Origin of the sequence: Pedobacter sp. PACM 27299, from assembly GCF_001412655.1 — a bacterium.
Classification (GTDB): domain Bacteria; phylum Bacteroidota; class Bacteroidia; order Sphingobacteriales; family Sphingobacteriaceae; genus Pedobacter.
Genome location: NZ_CP012996.1, coordinates 1344822 through 1362957, shown reverse-complemented (window position 1 = coordinate 1362957; position 18136 = coordinate 1344822). Strand labels below are relative to the sequence as shown.

At 41.2% G+C, this 18136-nt stretch carries 13 protein-coding genes and 1 riboswitch; of the genes, 3 read left to right on the top strand and 10 right to left on the bottom strand.

All coding sequences use genetic code 11. The annotated features are described in order from the left end of the window. Positions 1-24: 24 nt before the first annotated feature. Positions 25-1269 (bottom strand): efflux RND transporter periplasmic adaptor subunit, encoded by a 1245-nt coding sequence (locus tag AQ505_RS05795; RefSeq protein WP_062547309.1) that lies wholly within the window; start codon positions 1267-1269, stop codon positions 25-27. A gap of 179 nt (positions 1270-1448) precedes the next feature. On the opposite strand from AQ505_RS05795, the gene AQ505_RS05790 reads away from it, so the two are divergent. Both AQ505_RS05790 and AQ505_RS05785 read left to right on the top strand, forming a co-directional pair. After that, complete coding sequence (locus AQ505_RS05790) at positions 1449-2819, top strand: sigma-54-dependent transcriptional regulator (protein ID WP_062547308.1); 1371 nt, start codon at positions 1449-1451, stop codon at positions 2817-2819. Further along, the gene (locus AQ505_RS05785; RefSeq protein WP_231635026.1) at positions 2816-4177 is read left to right on the top strand and encodes a sensor histidine kinase; all 1362 of its coding nucleotides are present in this window, start codon (positions 2816-2818) and stop codon (positions 4175-4177) included. Before AQ505_RS05790 ends, AQ505_RS05785 begins: the two co-directional genes overlap by 4 nt. Positions 4178-4265: 88 nt before the next feature. Here the strand turns inward: AQ505_RS05785 and AQ505_RS05780 are convergent, their stop codons facing one another. The 8 genes from AQ505_RS05780 to AQ505_RS05745 all read right to left on the bottom strand — a co-directional run bounded on the left by AQ505_RS05780 (position 4266) and on the right by AQ505_RS05745 (position 14762). Beyond that, a complete protein-coding gene (locus tag AQ505_RS05780; RefSeq protein WP_062547306.1) occupies positions 4266-5537 on the bottom strand; it encodes a glucose-1-phosphate adenylyltransferase in 1272 nt (423 codons plus the stop codon). Positions 5538-5548: 11 nt separating this feature from the next. Next, positions 5549-6955, bottom strand: a complete 1407-nt coding sequence (locus tag AQ505_RS05775) for a glycogen synthase (RefSeq protein WP_062550898.1) — start codon at positions 6953-6955, stop codon at positions 5549-5551. A 390-nt stretch (positions 6956-7345) separates the two neighbouring features. Then, the gene (locus AQ505_RS05770) at positions 7346-8596 is read right to left on the bottom strand and encodes a sulfate adenylyltransferase subunit 1 (protein WP_062547305.1); all 1251 of its coding nucleotides are present in this window, start codon (positions 8594-8596) and stop codon (positions 7346-7348) included. Next, positions 8596-9501, bottom strand: coding sequence for a sulfate adenylyltransferase subunit CysD (gene cysD, locus AQ505_RS05765; RefSeq protein ID WP_062547304.1), 906 nt, complete (start codon positions 9499-9501; stop codon positions 8596-8598). Before cysD ends, AQ505_RS05770 begins: the two co-directional genes overlap by 1 nt. An 11-nt stretch (positions 9502-9512) precedes the next feature. Continuing rightward, the gene (locus AQ505_RS05760) at positions 9513-10217 is read right to left on the bottom strand and encodes a phosphoadenylyl-sulfate reductase (protein WP_062547303.1); all 705 of its coding nucleotides are present in this window, start codon (positions 10215-10217) and stop codon (positions 9513-9515) included. A 2-nt stretch (positions 10218-10219) separates the two neighbouring features. After that, positions 10220-11881, bottom strand: coding sequence for a TSUP family transporter (locus AQ505_RS05755; protein WP_062547302.1), 1662 nt, complete (start codon positions 11879-11881; stop codon positions 10220-10222). 5 nt (positions 11882-11886) lie between these two features. Continuing rightward, a complete protein-coding gene (gene cobA, locus AQ505_RS05750) occupies positions 11887-12675 on the bottom strand; it encodes a uroporphyrinogen-III C-methyltransferase (RefSeq protein ID WP_062547301.1) in 789 nt (262 codons plus the stop codon). Then, entirely contained in the window at positions 12675-14762 is a 2088-nt protein-coding gene (locus AQ505_RS05745; protein WP_062547300.1) for a HEPN domain-containing protein, read from the bottom strand. Before AQ505_RS05745 ends, cobA begins: the two co-directional genes overlap by 1 nt. A 530-nt stretch (positions 14763-15292) precedes the next feature. Here AQ505_RS05745 and AQ505_RS05740 point away from each other — a divergent pair. Next, a complete protein-coding gene (locus AQ505_RS05740; RefSeq protein ID WP_062547299.1) occupies positions 15293-16483 on the top strand; it encodes a metallophosphoesterase in 1191 nt (396 codons plus the stop codon). Between the two features lie 134 nt (positions 16484-16617). Here the strand turns inward: AQ505_RS05740 and AQ505_RS05735 are convergent, their stop codons facing one another. Further along, positions 16618-17787: a cysteine desulfurase family protein gene (locus tag AQ505_RS05735; RefSeq protein ID WP_062547298.1), complete on the bottom strand. Its 1170-nt coding sequence runs from the start codon at positions 17785-17787 to the stop codon at positions 16618-16620. 99 nt (positions 17788-17886) lie between these two features. Continuing rightward, positions 17887-17990: riboswitch (SAM riboswitch) on the bottom strand. Positions 17991-18136 lie beyond the last annotated feature (146 nt).

Below are 18136 nucleotides of genomic sequence, written 5' to 3'. Positions count from 1 at the left end.
CGGGCTAACTAACCTAAATTTATCTTATTTACTCACTTCTACAATATCATATTGATTAAACTGATCGTAAGATGAAGTAATCACATCCTCTCCTTTTTGCAGTCCTTCCAATACTTCATAATATTTATGGTTTTTACGGCCAATCTTCACATTTCTCTTGGTTGCTTTCCCATCTTTCAGGACAAATACCCAGGTACCTCCAGTGCTTTGGAAAAACTGTCCCTGAGCAATCAGCAATGATTTACTATTGTCAGACAAGGTCAGTTTCACCTGCATAGACAAACCTCTTCTCAGGTCTTCCGGTGCTTTGCCTTCAAACACAAGCTCCACCTGAAACTGTCCGGCAGTTACCTCAGGAATTACTTTCCTAACCACTAACTTATAGGTATTACCATTGAACTCCACACTGGCAGTTTGCCCTTCTTTCACTCTGTTTACATAATATTCGTCTACACTGGCCTGTAATTTATAACCTTGCATGACATCAATCTTACCCAGCATCTCATTAGGAGAATAAGACTTACCTATAACCGGATCGTAAGAGGAGAGACGACCGGCTACAGGAGCCTTAATTGTCATGTTTTCTATATTTTGTCGGATGGTTTCCAGGCTCTCATTCATTCTTCCGATTGAAATGTCAATTTGTTTCAATTGCATGACCCTACCTTCGTTTTCCTGTTTGATAGCTTGTCTTAATATCCCTCTTCTGCCTTGATAGTATTCGTAATCCTGACTGGAGGTATTGAACTCCTCCCTGGTGATCACATTCTTCTTGAACAAAGCACTGTCAATTTTATATTTACGGGTTGCAGTTCTCAAACTGTTTTCAATATCCATCATATCCTGCCCCATTACCCTTTGGTTTTGCTCCAGATCCAATCTTAGTTTTCTCAATTGATTGATCTGCTCCGTAATGCTGGTTTCGCTGGAAGTATAGCTAGATAAAGCATTTGGATTAGTGATTCTCAATAAAGGCGTTCCTTTTACGACGGATGCTCCGTTCTCTGTAAAAATCTCCGCTACCGTTCCACCTTCCGGCGAACTCACAATCACAGAAGTTAAAGGAACAACACTGGCATTCAATAATACGACATCTTCGAAATCACCAAAACTGACCTGGTTGATGGTTATTTTCTCTGCATCTGCTTTGTACACCTTATTCAAGGATAAGCTATACCCATAGGCCACTAGCCCCACTAAAACAACCACACCTACAATAGTTAATATCGTTTTCTTATTGAACCGTTTCTTCTGTATAATCTTATCCATTTTTATCTTACGCTTATTGCTGAGCCATAAGCCAAGGCTGTGCCAATCAGAATAAACACATTTATATTACTGTATATCAATTACTTAAATCAACACCATATTAAAAACCGTTCATAATCGGACAGTAGCTGTACATCATCGAACAGTTTCTTTTATTTTTGATTTAAATTCATACCATAATGATAGATGCAAATGTTTTAGTAATTGATGATGACGATGATATCCTATTAAGTGCACGCTTATTTCTAAAGCAGCACTTCAGTCAGGTGATCACCTGTAAATCACCAAAAGAGATCAATGTATTATTGAGTCACAATGACGTAGACCTCATTTTGCTCGACATGAACTATCAGAAAGGGGCTAGTGATGGCCGAGAAGGATTGTACTGGCTGGAGCACATCTTATCAATTGATAAAGATTATGTCGTGATTCTGATGACTGCCTATGGAAACGTAGAACTTGCTGTTCAGGCAATCAAAAAAGGCGCGACAGACTTTATCCTGAAACCCTGGGAAAATGAAAAACTATTTGCGACCCTATCTTCTGCCTCCCGATTAAGGCAATCCAATAAAAAGGTGAAGAAACTGGAAAAGATCCATTCTTCACTGCAAAAGGATCAGGCCAGACAATTTGATCATATTGTTGGAAACTCCGAACCGATCAAACACTTACAGCACACACTGATAAAAGTGGCCCCTACCGATGCGAATGTATTGATATTGGGCGAAAACGGAACAGGTAAACAGGTATTTGCTTACGAATTGCACAAGCATTCACTAAGGAAAAACGCCATTTTCATGCATGTAGATTTAGGCTCCCTCAATGAGAACCTTTTCGAAAGTGAACTCTTTGGCTATGCTAAAGGTGCTTTTACGGATGCAAAAGAAGATAAACCCGGCAGGTTCGAACTTGCCGAGGGCGGAACGATATTTCTGGATGAGATCGGCAATTTATCCCAGCCGCTGCAAGCTAAATTATTGAGCGTACTGCAAAATAGAACCGTCACCAGATTGGGAGAAAGTAAAGAAAGAAAGGTAAATGTCAGGCTGATCACCGCCACTAACATGCCTTTAAATGATATGGTGGCAAAAGGGACTTTCCGACAAGATTTACTATTCCGCATCAATACTGTAGAACTTTTATTACCGGGATTAGCGCAGCGTGGAGCAGACATTACCCTGCTGGCCAACCACTTTCTGCATAGCTTCAGCACCAAATACCATAAAAACCTGTACAAATTTGAGCCAAAAGCGGAAACACTGCTACTGGGTTACCACTGGCCGGGAAATGTGCGAGAATTGCAGCACGTTATTGAGCGTGCCGTAATTATGGCCGATGGCATAGAGATCTCTGCACATGACCTGCAGCTGAGCCCGCAGAAATTTGGAGGCAGTACCGTCATACAGCCAGAAATGGGATTGGAAGAAATGGAAAAGCTGATGGTGCAAAAAGCAATCGATAAACATAAAGGAAACATCTCCAGAGCCGCATTGGAACTAGGCCTCACCCGTGCTGCACTCTACCGACGCATAGAAAAGTTTGACCTATGATGTTCTATAACCGATTCACCTTCCAACTGCTCTGCAGATTAGTTTTAATCAATGTGCTGGGGATCCTGCTGTATCATTTGATCAAAAGAACAGAACTCTGGTTTACCATTTCCGGATTGAGTGTCCTTTTGATCGCCGCATTAATAAATTTATATTACTATATAAATCAAATCAGAGACGACATTAAACGTTTCATCCTGGCAGTAAAAACCCGCGACAGCACCTTAAACTTCAGGAATAAAGCAACCAGCGGAAGTTTTCCAGAACTGTATGAGTCTTTTAACGACATCATACAGACACAAAAAGACATGCAGCTGGAAAAAGACTCCATGTTCCAATTGATCAAAACTATATTGGAGCAAGTGCCTGTAGGGGTCATCGTGGTGAAAGACAATGAGCAGGATGCCAAACAAGCAGAAATCGTGTTTTTTAATCAGGCAGCCACCAGTTTACTGGGGATACCAGCCTATAAATATTGGCACCGACTGGCACAGCATAGTCCCGCATTTGCCAAAGAAATAGAAGATATTGGCAAAGGAGGAAAACGCTTTATGGAGCTTAAAATCCAGGATAAACAAATCCAGCTCTCTACAGAAGTGATTCCTTTAAACCTATATCTGACCGATTACACCATCATTTCCTTCCAAAACATTAAAGATGAGATAGAGCAAAAGGAATCTGAGGCCTGGAACCGCTTAATTGGCGTAATCTCCCACGAAATCCTAAATTCGATCACACCAATCAGCTCATTATCCGACACCGTAAACAGTATGATTGCGGATAAGCAGTCCTTAAACTACGAAGACCTGGAAGATCTAAAACCAGCCATAAAAACTATCAAAAGAAGGTCTGAGGGGCTGCTGGACTTCGTAAAAGATTATCGCTTAATTGCAGAATTGCCAACTCCAGACCTGGAATACCATACCATAGGAGAAATCCTGCAGCACATTAAAGTATTGATGCAGCCTTTTGCCAGCGGCCGAAACATCATTCTTAAAGTGGAGCAAACCTCTTCCAAGATTACCATTCAAATTGATTTGAAACTGGTAGAACAGGCATTGATCAACCTGGTGACCAATAGTATTTATGCTTTGGAAGGAGTAGAACACCCGGTTATAGAAATCAATTACCGGATGGATCAGAATAAACTTTACCTGGAGGTGAGCGACAATGGAAAGGGTATTGATACAGAATTGATTGAAAAGATCTTTGTCCCCTTCTTTACCACCAGAAAAAATGGTTCAGGCATTGGGCTTACCATCACCAGAAATATTATGAAAATGCACCACGGGAACCTGGAAGTAAATTCCATCCCTTATGAGAAAACGGTATTCTCTCTGATTTTCAGGTATCAATAAAATTTCGGGCATCCAAAAAAAAGCAGTTGCAGGCTTAAACACCTACAACTGCTTTTCATAAAAATTCTATTTTTTTACTCCTGCAATTTTAAATCACCGTTCCATCAGGAATAATTGCGCCTTTTTTAACAACTACAATACCATCTTTTACCGTATATAAAGCGTGGTCGCTATCAGGAAGCTGTGGGCCTCCATTAATCTGCACGTCATTCCCTATCCTGCAATTTTTATCCAGAATGGCATTGGTAATGGTACAATTGTCGCCGATCCCGATCCATGGTTTTTTATTTTCCAGATCGATCTCCAAATCCTCCAATGTCTGATATTTATCACTACCCATAATGTAACAGCTATCTATCGTAGTTCCTTTACCAATTCTTGCCCGGATGCCAATTACTGAATGCTTGATACATTTGGCATGTAAAATACAGCCTTCGGCAATAATAGTTTTATCCAGTGTAGTACCTAATATTTTAGAAGGCGGCAGCATACGTGCCCTGGTAAAAATACTATGCTTACTATCAAAAAGATTGAACTTAGGCAGGTCATCCGTCAGCCCTAAGTTTGCTTCAAAGAAGGAAGAGATGTTACCGATATCGGTCCAATATCCTTCATATTGATAGCTCAACACACGGTTCGACTGTAGTAACCTTGGGATAATCTCTTTTCCAAAATCTTTCTCTTCCGCATTTTCCGCAAAAATCTTGATCAGCAATTCTCTGCTGAAGATGTAAATCCCCATTGAAGCCAGGTGTTCACGTCCTTCTGCGCGCATCTCTTCTCCAGTATCAGAAGTCCAGTCCTTCAATAATTCTGCGGCTGGTTTCTCAATAAATGAGGTAATAATATTATCGGAATTGGTTTTCAGAATCCCGAAATCAGTGGCATCTTTTGCCGTTACCGGAATAGTTGCCAGCGTCAGGTGTAGGCCACTTTCAATATGCGCATTGACCATTTCGTTGAAATCCATCTGGTATAGCTGATCCCCAGATAAGATGAGTACATACTCAAACTCATGGTTCAGCAAATGGTGCATCACTTGTCTAACGGCATCTGCAGTTCCCTGAAACCAGGTCGGGTTGTCTGGAGTCTGCTCAGCTGCGAGAATATCTACAAAAGCAGCACTGAAATGGCTGAAATGATAGGTATTCTTGATGTGCTTATTCAGCGATGCGGAATTAAACTGCGTCAGGACAAACATGCGATGTATGCCTGAATTTAAGCAGTTAGAAATAGGAATATCGACCAATCTGTATTTTCCAGCGATAGGAACAGCAGGCTTGGATCGCGTTTGTGTTAGTGGGGAAAGCCTAGATCCCTGGCCACCGCCCAGGATGACACCTAATACTTTATCAGTCATAAATATTCAGTTTATATTTGGTACAAATCAATATATTGTTGAGCCGCTCTATCCCATGAGTGGTCTAATTGCATCATATATTTACGGATTTCCTTTAGCTTCTGCTGGTCCTGATACAGTTCATAAGCCCTACCTATCGCGTGCCCTACATCCCAAACACTAGTCTGATCATGACAAATACCAAAACCGCCATCTCCAATATCTATCACCGTATCTTTTAATCCTCCAATCCTACGAACAATAGGAACGGTTCCATAACGCAGCGCATACATCTGATTCAGTCCACATGGCTCCACTCTGCTTGGCATCAGCAGGAAGTCGGCCCCGGCATAAATCTGGTGTGACAACTGTTCGTTGTACCCAATATACGTATTATAATTTCCTGGAAAAGCCTCTTTCAACTGCATCAATCTAGCCTCTACCTGAGGATCTCCAGATCCTAAAACCAATACATTAATCGCGCCATTTCCTTTTAACAAGGCATTATAAAAAATCTCAGGCAATAAATCTGCCCCCTTCTCTCCTACCAATCGCCCGATAAAAGTAAACAACGGCTTTTCAGGATCCAGGTTAAAAACTTTACATAAAGCGGCTTTATTTGCTTTTTTCCCGGTATCTAAAGTACGAATTGCATATTTCTTTTCCAGCATAGGGTCATGCTGCGGATCCCATACCTCATTGTCAATTCCATTTAAAATGCCCGCAGATTTGGAGCGCTCCTGCGCGAGTAAATCTTCCAGACCATTGGCTTTAAAACTAATTTCTTCTAAATAACTTGGCGACACTGTAGTGACTCTCCAGGCACATTTAATGGCCGCAGCCAATGGATTTATCGATCCTTTCCAGTCCAGCTGTCCAGATTTCCATAAATCAAATGGTGGTAAATAGTGTAATTTATCCCAGCCAAACTGCCCCTGATACTGCGCATTATGAATAGTCAATACCGAAGCCACCTGACTTAACTTTTTAAACTGATGTCCATACGCCATCATAAAAGGGACTAATCCCGTATGGTGGTCATGACAATGGATCACATCTGGCTTATGTTCCCACTGCGCAATCCAGTCCAATACAGCAATCTGAAAAGCTAAAAAACGCTCTGTATCATCGTCATAGCCGTAAACATTGGGTCGATCCATTAAACCGGAAATATGAACCAGGTATAAATCAAAACCCAGTTTATTGGTCAGTTCTCTAAATATCCTGACCGGAAAATCATGAAAGCCCAACTTCCCCCATCCATCATACACCACTTCAAACTCGTTTTCCTGCATAAATTTAGTCTGATAAGCGGGCATTACCACTTTAGCAACATGGCCAAGCTTATTCTGGTATTTTGGCAAAGCGCCAACAACATCGCCTAAACCACCTACTTTAGCAATAGGGTAACATTCTGCACTCAGGTGGATAATCTCCATAATTCTCAAAGGGTTAAAAGTATCATAAAATAGGTAATACAAGGTAAAATGGCAATTATTCCTGCAAATAATTTTAATTAAAAATTTAGCTATTCGAGTCTGAAATCTTTTGCGCTGAAGGGCGCAAAATTTTCTAGGTCTCTCCATAGCATAAATTTTTAAAGCAAAATTAACGCCGAATAGTTGTGGAGGGAAAAAGGGAGAATAGAAAGTTGGGAGCTGGACAGTGGGGAAAGGGGAACGGGAAAAGGGAAAATCAAGTAATATTCTTTACTTGATTGCTAAAAAAAAGAAGCGTTCTAAGGAAAAGGTATAGAAAGTTTTATGCCCTTCAGCGCAAAAGATTTCAACCTTTTCTTAGTAATGCTTCTTTTTTAAACTTATAAAATATTAATCTGCAACCGCTCTAAACATCAGCGCAGCAACCGTTAAATTCGTTCTGCTGTCGATCAGGATTGCTGCACCATTAGCCTTATTATCTGTATAAAGATCAAAAGCCAATTCATCAGCTGTTTTAATTAAAATCCTGCCAATATCATTCAATTTGAAATCTACTGCATCCTGCTTCTCTAAAGTATTGATGTCTACCTTATAAATAATTTCGCTGATCTTTGCTTTTGTGACTTTGCTATTGTGCTGTAATAGGTAAGTGATACTTTCGTCAAGCGGGCGGCTATCCATCCAGCAAACATCTGTTTCAATCAACTTCGAGTTTTGCGGTAAATGAGCTGCATTGACTAAAACATCACCCCTGCTGATGTCGATATTGTCCTTCAGGTGAATCGTAACTGATTGTCCGGCATGCACTTCTTCCGGTCTGAGGTCAAATATTTCGATCCTATCGATAGTAGAACTGCTTCCTGATGGCAATACGGTTACTTTATCATTCAGTTTAAATGAACCACTTAATATTCTGCCCGCATAACCACGGTAATCATGAAGCGCATCCGTTTGAGGCCTCACTACCCATTGTACCGGCATTCTGGCGAGGTTATAACTTTGTTTATCTTCAACATCTACTGTTTCCAGGAAATGCAGGAGACTACGTCCCTGGTACCAAACCATATTTTGAGACTCATGAACGATATTATCGCCTTTTAAAGCACTTACAGGGATGAAAGTTACGGCTTTGAGTTTCAATTCTTCGGCCAGTGTTTTATACTTTTCAGTGATCGCATCGAATACCGTTTCGCTATAATCCACCATATCCATTTTATTGATGGCTACCACTACATGTTCGATTCCCAATAAAGAGACCAGGTACGAATGTCTGATCGTTTGTTCTACGACCCCATTTCTAGCATCAATTAAAATAATGGCCAATTTAGCGGTCGAAGCACCGGTAACCATGTTTCTGGTATATTGAATATGACCAGGGGTATCGGCGATAATAAATTTACGCTGCGCTGTCTGGAAATATTTATAGGCCACATCGATGGTGATCCCCTGTTCTCTTTCCGCTCTTAAACCGTCTGTTAAAATGGCCAGATCAATGGTACCATCGTCATTTTTGCGGTTAGATTGCTGTAAGGCTTCCAATTGATCCGCCAAAATAGAATCTGTATCGTAAAGCAGTCTTCCGATAAGTGTACTCTTTCCGTCGTCTACACTTCCTGCTGTAAAAAATTTCAATAAATTCATTAAAAATACCCTCCTTTTTTGCGGTCTTCCATAGCAGCTTCTGATACCTTATCGTCCATGCGGGCGCCACGTTCACTAATTTTTGATGCACTGATTTCACTGATGATGTCTTCGATCTGATCAGCTTCCGATGCTACGGCTGCGGTACAGCTCATATCACCTACGGTACGGAAACGAACCATTTTATTTTCTACGATATCCTCTGCATCCATATTCAGGAATGGCGAAGCGGCCATCAGCTGACCATTTCTGGTGATCACATCTCTGCGGTGTGCGAAATAGATAGAAGGAAGATCAATATTTTCTCTTTTGATATAGTTCCAGACATCCAGTTCCGTCCAGTTACTGATTGGGAAAACGCGTACATTTTCTCCTTTATGGATTTTACCGTTATAGATGTTCCAGAGTTCGGGGCGCTGGCGCTTAGGATCCCACTGTCCGAATTCATCCCTTACAGAGAAAATCCTTTCTTTAGCCCTGGCTTTTTCTTCATCGCGGCGTGCACCACCAATACAGGCATCGAAACCATGTTTGGCAATCGTGTCCAGTAAAGTGACCGTTTGCAGGGAATTCCTGCTGGCACTTTTTCCGGTTTGTTCTACTACTTTTCCTTGATCAATAGACTCCTGTACATGACCAACGATGAGTTTTTCACCCAGGCGTTCCACCATTTTATCACGGTAGGAAATGGTTTCTTCGAAGTTATGTCCAGTATCGATGTGTACCAGTGGGAAAGGAAACTTTCCTGGGCGGAATGCTTTTTCGGCAAGTCGTACCAGGGTAATCGAGTCTTTTCCTCCGGAGAATAGCAATGCTGGCTTTTCAAATTGCCCGGCCACTTCACGTAAAATGTGAATGGCTTCGGCTTCCAGTTCGTCTAAATAATCTAAATTATACTTACTCATTTTCTTATCTTTTACTTAGTGGCATGTAAACCACATTCTTTCTTTGATTGATCTTCCCACCACCAGCGTCCGGCTCTGAAATCCTCCCCTTCTTGCACCGATCTGGTACAGGGAGCACATCCGATGCTCGGAAAACCTTTATCGTGCAGGGTATTATAAACGATGTTATGTTTCTTAATATACGCCTTTACTTCTTCCAGTGACCAGTAAAATATAGGGTGGAATTTCAGCAGGTTATTTTGCTCATCCCATTCCAGATTGGTCATATCTGTACGGTTTAAAGATTGCTCAGAACGGATGCCCGTGATCCAGCAATCTTTACCGCTAATCGCTCTTTTTAATGGCTCTAACTTACGAATATGACAACATTCTTTTCTATTATCTACCGATTCATAAAAACTATTTGGTCCTTTCGCATTCACCATTTCCTGGAGCGCTTCTGCTTGGGGATAATAGGCCAGGATCGGTTTTTTATAATTCTCTAATGTTCTGTTCCATACATAATATGTTTCCGGGAATAGCCTGCCTGTTTCCAGGGTAAACACTTCAATGGGAATATCATTTGCAAAAATCAGGTGTGTAATCACCTGATCTTCCCAGCCGAAACTGGTAGAGAATACTATTTTCTCCGGATAAGCAGCTGCAAAATAACGCAGGGCCTCTACCGGATCTTTATCTTTTATTTGTTCAGCTATTGCTGTTAAATCTTCTTTCATGACTAAAATTCTTTAAGGATAAAGTTGATGATGCTGCGTAAGCTCACCAATACCACCAACACACCTACTGACACCATAATTGTTTTCACAGAGATCTTGTTGGATACTCTTGCCGCAATCGGCGAAGCCAATGCACTACCAATCACCAAACCACCAACAGCTTCCCAATGTGCACCATTTAACATGGTGATAAAAGTCAGGGAGCTCATCAGAGCGATAAAGAACCTGGTAATTTTCACCGTTCCTAAAGAGAAACGCGCGTTTCTTCCTCCTGCGATTAAGCTGGACAAAACAATGGATCCCCAGCCACCGCCACCAACAGCATCGATAAAACCGCCAAATAAGCCTAGAAGACCGATCTTTTTGATTTTACCTTTCGGGTTTTTCACCCTGCGGTTGATTTTATAGGCTTTGGAAAGAATCACACCACCAAGAATCAGGGTATATACTGATATGATGGGCTTCGTATAATGATTATAGTGCTCCAATGACGACAACAGGTAGGCGCCTACTACGGCCCCTACAATCCCTGGTATCAACAGCATGCGGAACAGCTTCCAGTTTACATTTCCAAAACGGTAATGCATCCAGCCGGCAATCCCGTTACTCAAAATTTCTGATAAATGGACACCCATACTCGCTGAGGCCGGGGGCACACCCATTGCCAGAGAAAATGAAGTGGAGGTTACCCCGTACGACATCCCAATGGCACCGTCAATCATGGCAAATACAAAGCCGCCAATCAGAAACCAGTAAAACATAGGATCTAAATGCGTCAGGTAAGCCTGAAATTCAGGTTCCTTATGCCAGAAAGCAGTGATGACTATAGCAAAAGAAAGCACGATAGAGGTCCAGATCAGCCATTTGAAGTTTTTCTTAACCTTATCTATGTTCTTTTCAGGAACCGCATTGTTCTCGGCTACCAGAGTTTCATTTGAAACTATACCATTTCCTGTTCCCGTATGCTCATTTGAAATTACATCAATTACCGCCGATTGACTTTCAATAAAGTTCCCGGCTTCATTTGAAATCGCCTGATCATTTAAGACCTTACTCTCTTTTGAAACACCATTTTTCGCTGCACCTTTTTCCGCAACTAAAATAGAGGTCACTTCATTCAACCTGGTCACCTTCTCCGCGAAATCCCCACTTAAAGTATTTCTTAGGGCCTCCATGTTTCCTAAAGTATCAATCAGTGCTTCCGGCAGGTTTTCATTCAGCACTTCTTTTAAACGTTTCGCAATCGTTGGTGATTTCCCATTGGTAGAAATCGCAATTTTCAGGTCTCCTTTTTTCACGATCGACCCCAGGTAAAAGTTACACAAGTCAGGCTTATCCGCAAAGTTCACCAGCAGATTCCGCTGATCGGCTTCCAGTCTGATCTGCTGGTTTAACGCATTATTATTTGTTGCAGCCACTACCAGATCGGCATGATCCAGATCTCCGGTGATAAATTCTCTTTCGAGAATGATCACCCCTTCATGTGCAGCAGCCAATTCCCTGAATTCTGGTAAAATCTCCTTTGCAATTACCCTAATGCGAGCTTCAGGGCTATTTGATAATATGGCTGCTAATTTCTCCAGTCCAACCGGACCTGCACCAATCAGCACTGTGCGAATGGTGTTCAATTTAATGAAGACAGGAAATAATTGATTGCCTTCCATATTAGTTATTGTTCTTCTTTAAGTGCATTGAAAAATTCTCTGATGGGTTGAAAAGAAGGGTGTAAAGACACTACTTCACCAAAGATCAGCAATGCTGGTGCTTCAATTCCTTTTTCTTCTACTGATTCTACAATCGTATCTACCAGGCCAATCGCCAATTTTTCATTTTGTGTCGAACCGCTTTGAATCGCAGCAACCGGAAGTTTTCCTTTTCCTTCATTTTGGAAAAGTTTTACAATTTCTTTCAGTTTCCCCAATCCCATCAATACGACTACCGTAGCTTTAGACCTTGCGGCTTCATATAAATCATTAGAGATTTTCCCAGAAGCCGTGGTACCTGTTACCACCCAAAAGCTTTCGCTTAATCCTCTGTGAGTAACGGGAATTTGTTGTAAACCAGGAACAGAAATAGAGCTTGATAAGCCTGGAATCACTGTGACCGGAATACTATAACCCGCAGCAAAATCCAATTCTTCGTAGCCTCTGCCAAATACAAAAGGATCACCACCTTTTAAGCGTACCACGTGACCGTAGTTCAGGGCATAATCAATCATGAGTTTATTCACAGCATCCTGCGAATAAGAATGTTCGCCAGAACGTTTGCCCACATATACTTTGATCGCGTCAGGGTTGGCATAATCCAATACACCTTCATTCACTAAAGCATCATACAATACTACATCGGCAGATTTCAAGGCATTTGCGCCTCTCATCGTGATCAATTCAGGATCACCTGGGCCGGCACCTACCAAAGTAATCTTTGGTTCTTTGTTGTTTATATTTTTAGTACTCATTAGATTTGCTCCTCTCTTTTTGCATTGATCTGATTAAAAAAGTCGGTGACATCAGCCAGGTAAGCGGCAGCAAATTCTGCTGTAGGCTCATTCTTATTGATTTGTAACACCAGTTCATTGAAAGTACTTTTCAGTTTAAACTCTCCTGTTTCCACATAATGGGTATCAAACTCACGGATCACACCGATCTGTGTACTGCTGTTGACTGCTTTATCCAGTAACAGTGCTTTTGCTGCGTTTACGAATACTGCATAAGTATGATAAATAGCATCAGACCAAGCTTTTGCTTCAAAGGAAGCCTTTGCCCAACCTAATTTCTCTTCTGCTTCCAATAGCAAAGTAGCCACTAAATCAATCACTACACCTGCACATTCTCCAACACCAATTGCCGTATTAAAGATCTCTTCATGCCCCCAGTCTACATATTCTTCCTCTTTCAAGGTGCTCAGATCCGCCAGTGGTTTTAACAGCTGGTAAAAATAATCTTTGCCTTGTCTGTCATAATAAGCATGGAAACTTTCTTCCTCCTGGTGATTTGCACTAAAATCGTTTAATATCGTTCTTAACACATCGGTTGCACGCTTAGAAGGTGCTTTAATCACCCTTTCCGCTACTCGTCCTGCGCCATCACCAACGGTACCGCCACCCAGCATCACCTGTACTGCAGGTACTACTTTTCCGTTTGCTTTCACGGAACTGCCATGGAATCCAATGTGTGCCAGACCATGCTGACCACAAGAATTCATACATCCGCTAATTTTTATTTTAATGTCTTTATCGTAAATCAATTCCGGGAACTCTTCATAGATCACTTCTTCCAGTGCTACAGAAAGCGACATACTGTTCGAAATCCCAAGGTTGCAGGTATCTGTTCCCGGGCAGGTGGTCACATCACCAATGCTGTCAAATCCTGGAGTCGCAAAATCTACAGCCTTCAATGCCTCATATAAAGCTGGTAAAGCACCTGCTCTGACAAACTTTAAAAGTAGTCCTTGATTTTGAGTAACGCGGATTTCATCAGCCACATAAGGACTGATTCCTGCCACCAATTTACGGGCGCGGTCGGTTTTAATATCTCCTACCGGCACCTTTACGTAGACGCCGTAAAAACCTTCTTGTTTTTGAGCAATTACGTTTGTAGCGCGCCAATGCTGGTATTCCAAGGTTTTTGACACTTCCAATTCCGGATATTCCAGCAAAGCAGGAGGCTCCGGAGAAAGCACGGCATCTCTATCAATTTTAAAAGACTTTGATTTATTGGCGATTCTTTCTTCGTCAATCAGTCTCAATAACTCTTCTAATCCTAATTTCTGTACTAAATATTTAAGACGTGCTTTGTTTCTGTTGGTACGTTCTCCGTAACGGTCAAACACCCTTAATACAGATTCTGCATAAGGAATAATCTGATCTTCCGGCAGGAAATCATGTACTAAACTGGCCAGGAAAGGCTGTGCACCTAATCCACCACCCAGCATCACTTTAAAACCACGTTCTCCTTTTTCATTGATTTTCGGAATAAAACCAAGGTCATGGATATAGCTATAGGCTGTATCTTTTTCATCCGAGGAGAAAGAAAACTTAATCTTTCTTCCCATTTCCTGACAAATCGGGTTACGCAGGAAATAGGTGAAAAACGCATGTGCATAAGGAGAAACATCAAACAATTCGTTTGGATTGATCCCGGAATCCGGCGAGGAGGTGACGTTTCTTACCGTATTACCACAAGCTTCACGGATCGTGACATCATCGCGTTCCAGTTCCTCCCACAATTGAGGGGTCCTGTCTAAACTCACATAGTGAATCTGAATGTCCTGCCTAGTGGTTAAGTGGAGGTTTCCACTGCCATACTCGTCAGAAACATCGGCGATGCGTAACAGTTGTTTGAAGGTTACTTTTCCAAAAGGCAATTTAATACGCACCATTTGTACGCCAGGCTGTCTTTGTCCATAAACACCACGGGCAAGGCGCAGGCTTCTAAATTTCTCCTCATGGATTTTTCCTTCGCGAAAAGCTCTGATCTTTTTCTCAAGATCTATAATATCCTTTTCAACAACAGGATTTTCTAACTCTGTTCTAAAACTTTGCATAGTACGTTTGGTCTTATTTGAAAAAAGCTTCTTCTGTCGGGGAGACTGAAGAAGCTTTTAAATATTTTTACTCTTTACAGCCGAAATCATTACCCACACATGCAGTGAGTTAACATTAGATTTCCGTTGTAAATTGTTTGGTTCATAAAGCAAATATATAAAGTATATAGGTTTAGTAGTACATTAGATTAGTAAAAGATTTGCAACCTTCTGTATTTCAGCTAATTAATTTACTACCAATTCTATGGAATTAATTGCAATAAAACCAATAATACTGATTATAAGCAAATTAAGGCGAGTTATTTTTATTAGATTTCTTTGCATTACGCAGCTATCCGGAATTATCCGAGCCCTGTCCGAAATCATTTGAGCTATGTATTGATACCTGCAACAGATCCCTATTGCGCTAACTCCTGCCCCAAACCTGTCCATGATTTCCTCTACTACCTAATCATCGGCAAATTGTCAAATTGATCAGGATCAAAACAAAATCCCATCTGAAAACTTACTTTTATAATACTAAGTCTTTTATGAAAAGAAAAATCAACCTTTTACCCTTCGCCATTATCGCCACTTTTGTATTTTTACTCAACTGGTATGTCCTTTCTGGCATTGAAACTTTAACAAACAGCAGTTGGCTGAGTCCGGTGTTCTGGGGCTTCCTAATTTTCATTCTGGTTTCCCTTACCTATTCCATTCAGCGCATGCGCGACAATGGCATGGATATCTTTTTCAAGATCACTACACATACGTTCTTAGTCTTGATCACAAGTGAACTGGTCTTTGTGATTATTTTAATTCTTGGCGACGGTTACCGGGTGATTACTGGTGGTACAAGAAGCGTGTATTGGGTAGAATTCGGATTAGCTTTATTTGCAATCACCGTATTGATCTTCTTATATGGTATTATTAAAGGTAAATACGCTTACCGCGTGATCAAACATACTTTATTCTTCGACGAGCTGCCGGAACAATTTGATGGCTTTCGCATCACACAGATTTCCGATGTACATGCAGGCAGCTTTAAAAATTCGAAAGCAGTACAAAGGGGCATCGACCTGATCAAAGCACAAAACTCCGATCTTTTTGTGTTTACCGGAGACCTGGTGAACAACAAAGCAGAGGAAATCGTACCCTGGATGGGGCACTTTTCACAGGTAAAAGCACCTCATGGTCAATTTTCGATCCTCGGAAACCATGATTATGGAGATTACATCAAATGGGAAAACGAAACAGAGAAACAGACCAATTTACAAAGCTTAAAAAGGCACCATGCCGAAATGGGCTACCGGCTGCTGTTAGATGAACATGTACGGATTGAAAAAAATGGACAGCATATCATCCTTGCAGGAGTAGAAAACTGGGGAATTGGCTTTGGGGAGCGCGGCGATCTGAAAAAATCACTGCAAGACGTAAACCCGGATGATTTTAAGGTTTTGCTCTCTCATGATCCTACCCATTGGGAATCTGAAGTAAAAAACTGGCCTTCAAAAATACAACTAACCCTATCCGGTCATACCCATGGGATGCAATTTGGAATCGAAGCCTTTGGCATCAAGTGGAGTCCTGTAAAATATCGCTATGCGCATTGGGCAGGTATTACCAGTGCAAATGGCAGGTACCTGAATATCAACAGAGGTTTTGGCTTTCTTGGTTTCTCAGGAAGAGTAGGCATCTGGCCGGAAATTACCGTCATCGAATTGAAGAAAACGAGAAGATAAGATCAGTTTATTCAGCCAACCAAGTATATTTATAATCAGCAAACCTGCATAGCATCAATAACAGATCATCCGATGCAGGTTTGCTAGTACAATTGATACGCAAACACAGTATAAAGCTTATACGTAAATACGGTCTAAAGCGAAAATTCTGCTGTATAAACCCCTTTCCCTGTCCCCACATAACATTTCGCCAGTTTCTCCAGGGCATAATCAATCTCTTCCTCGGTATTGTATCGGCTAAAAGAAAAACGAACTGTTGATCTGCCAAACTGAGGTCCCAAAGCAGTAAGCACATGAGAACCTGCACCAGAATGACTATTACAGGCACTGCCGCCAGAAACTGAAATCTGCTGTTGATCCAGATAATTTAAAAGGTCAATTCCATTCTGCGGATCAGGCAAAGAAACACTTAGCACACTATTTAAACTGAGCATAGTATTTGCAGAATTCCCATTAAAAGTTACTCCAACAATCCTGTCTTTTAGCTTATAGATCAGGCGTTCTTTTAATTGGATCAAATGCCGCTGAGCAACATCCCGGTTTCTATAACTGATTTCCAATGCTTTTGCCAATCCAACAATGCCGGTCACATTTTCTGTACCTGCACGTTGCTTTTGTTCCTGAGCCCCCCCGTTAATCAAAGGATAAAGCCTCTGTTTGGTACTCCTGTATAAAAAGCCAACGCCTTTCGGACCATGGAATTTATGTGCAGAACCCACCAGAAAATCTACGTTCAAATCAGGGGTATCGTAACGGTACTGTCCCATAGACTGTACGGTATCCGAATGAAAAACTGCGCCATATCTTTTACAGAGTTCTCCGATTTCGGAAATATCATTTAGGTTTCCGATCTCATTATTTCCATGCATTAAAGAAACAAATGCCTTTTCATTAGTACTCAGCAATTTTTCCAGATGAGGCAGAGAAAGATTACCTGCTGCATCATGCTGAAGATAAACCAGGTTAATCTCTCCGCTTTTCTCTAAAGCTTGCAAGGTATGCAGTACGGCATGGTGCTCAAAAGTAGAAGTGATGGCAAGTCGGATGCCATTGCTGCGAATCCCGGAAAGGATCGCCGTATTATCCGCTTCGGAACCTCCTGAAGTAAACACGATCTGGTCCGGACTGCTATTGAGCAGGTCTGCGATAATGCCCCGGGCATGGGCAATGGCTACTTTCGCTCCCCTGCCATGGTGATGCGAAGAGGATGGGTTCCCAAAATTTTCAAAGAAATAGGGCTCCATTGCCAGGAATACTTCTCTGTTTAACGGTGTGGTTGCGGCATTGTCTAAATAAATTCTCATGTGAATTGCTTTAATAGATTTAAAAAAATCTACTTAATCAGTTTACAAGAATAAGGCATGGATGAGTTTACCAGAAAATCCAAATACAGGTTTTCTAACAACTTATCTCTTCCGCCAAATGGCGGACAGGAATTAGCACCTTATTAAAATAACAGGTTGCTAAGACATCACAGGGCCTTTCCCTCAGTCTTTCTGGATAAGTAAATAAATGAATGAACTTTACTATCAGCAAAGATACAATAAAGTCTACTAAATCAATAGTCTTTTTTAAATAAATTATTCATTTTTGAATTTCGGTCATATAATTGCTAATAATCCCTAATAAATAACGGAATTTCCCTTCAATTGA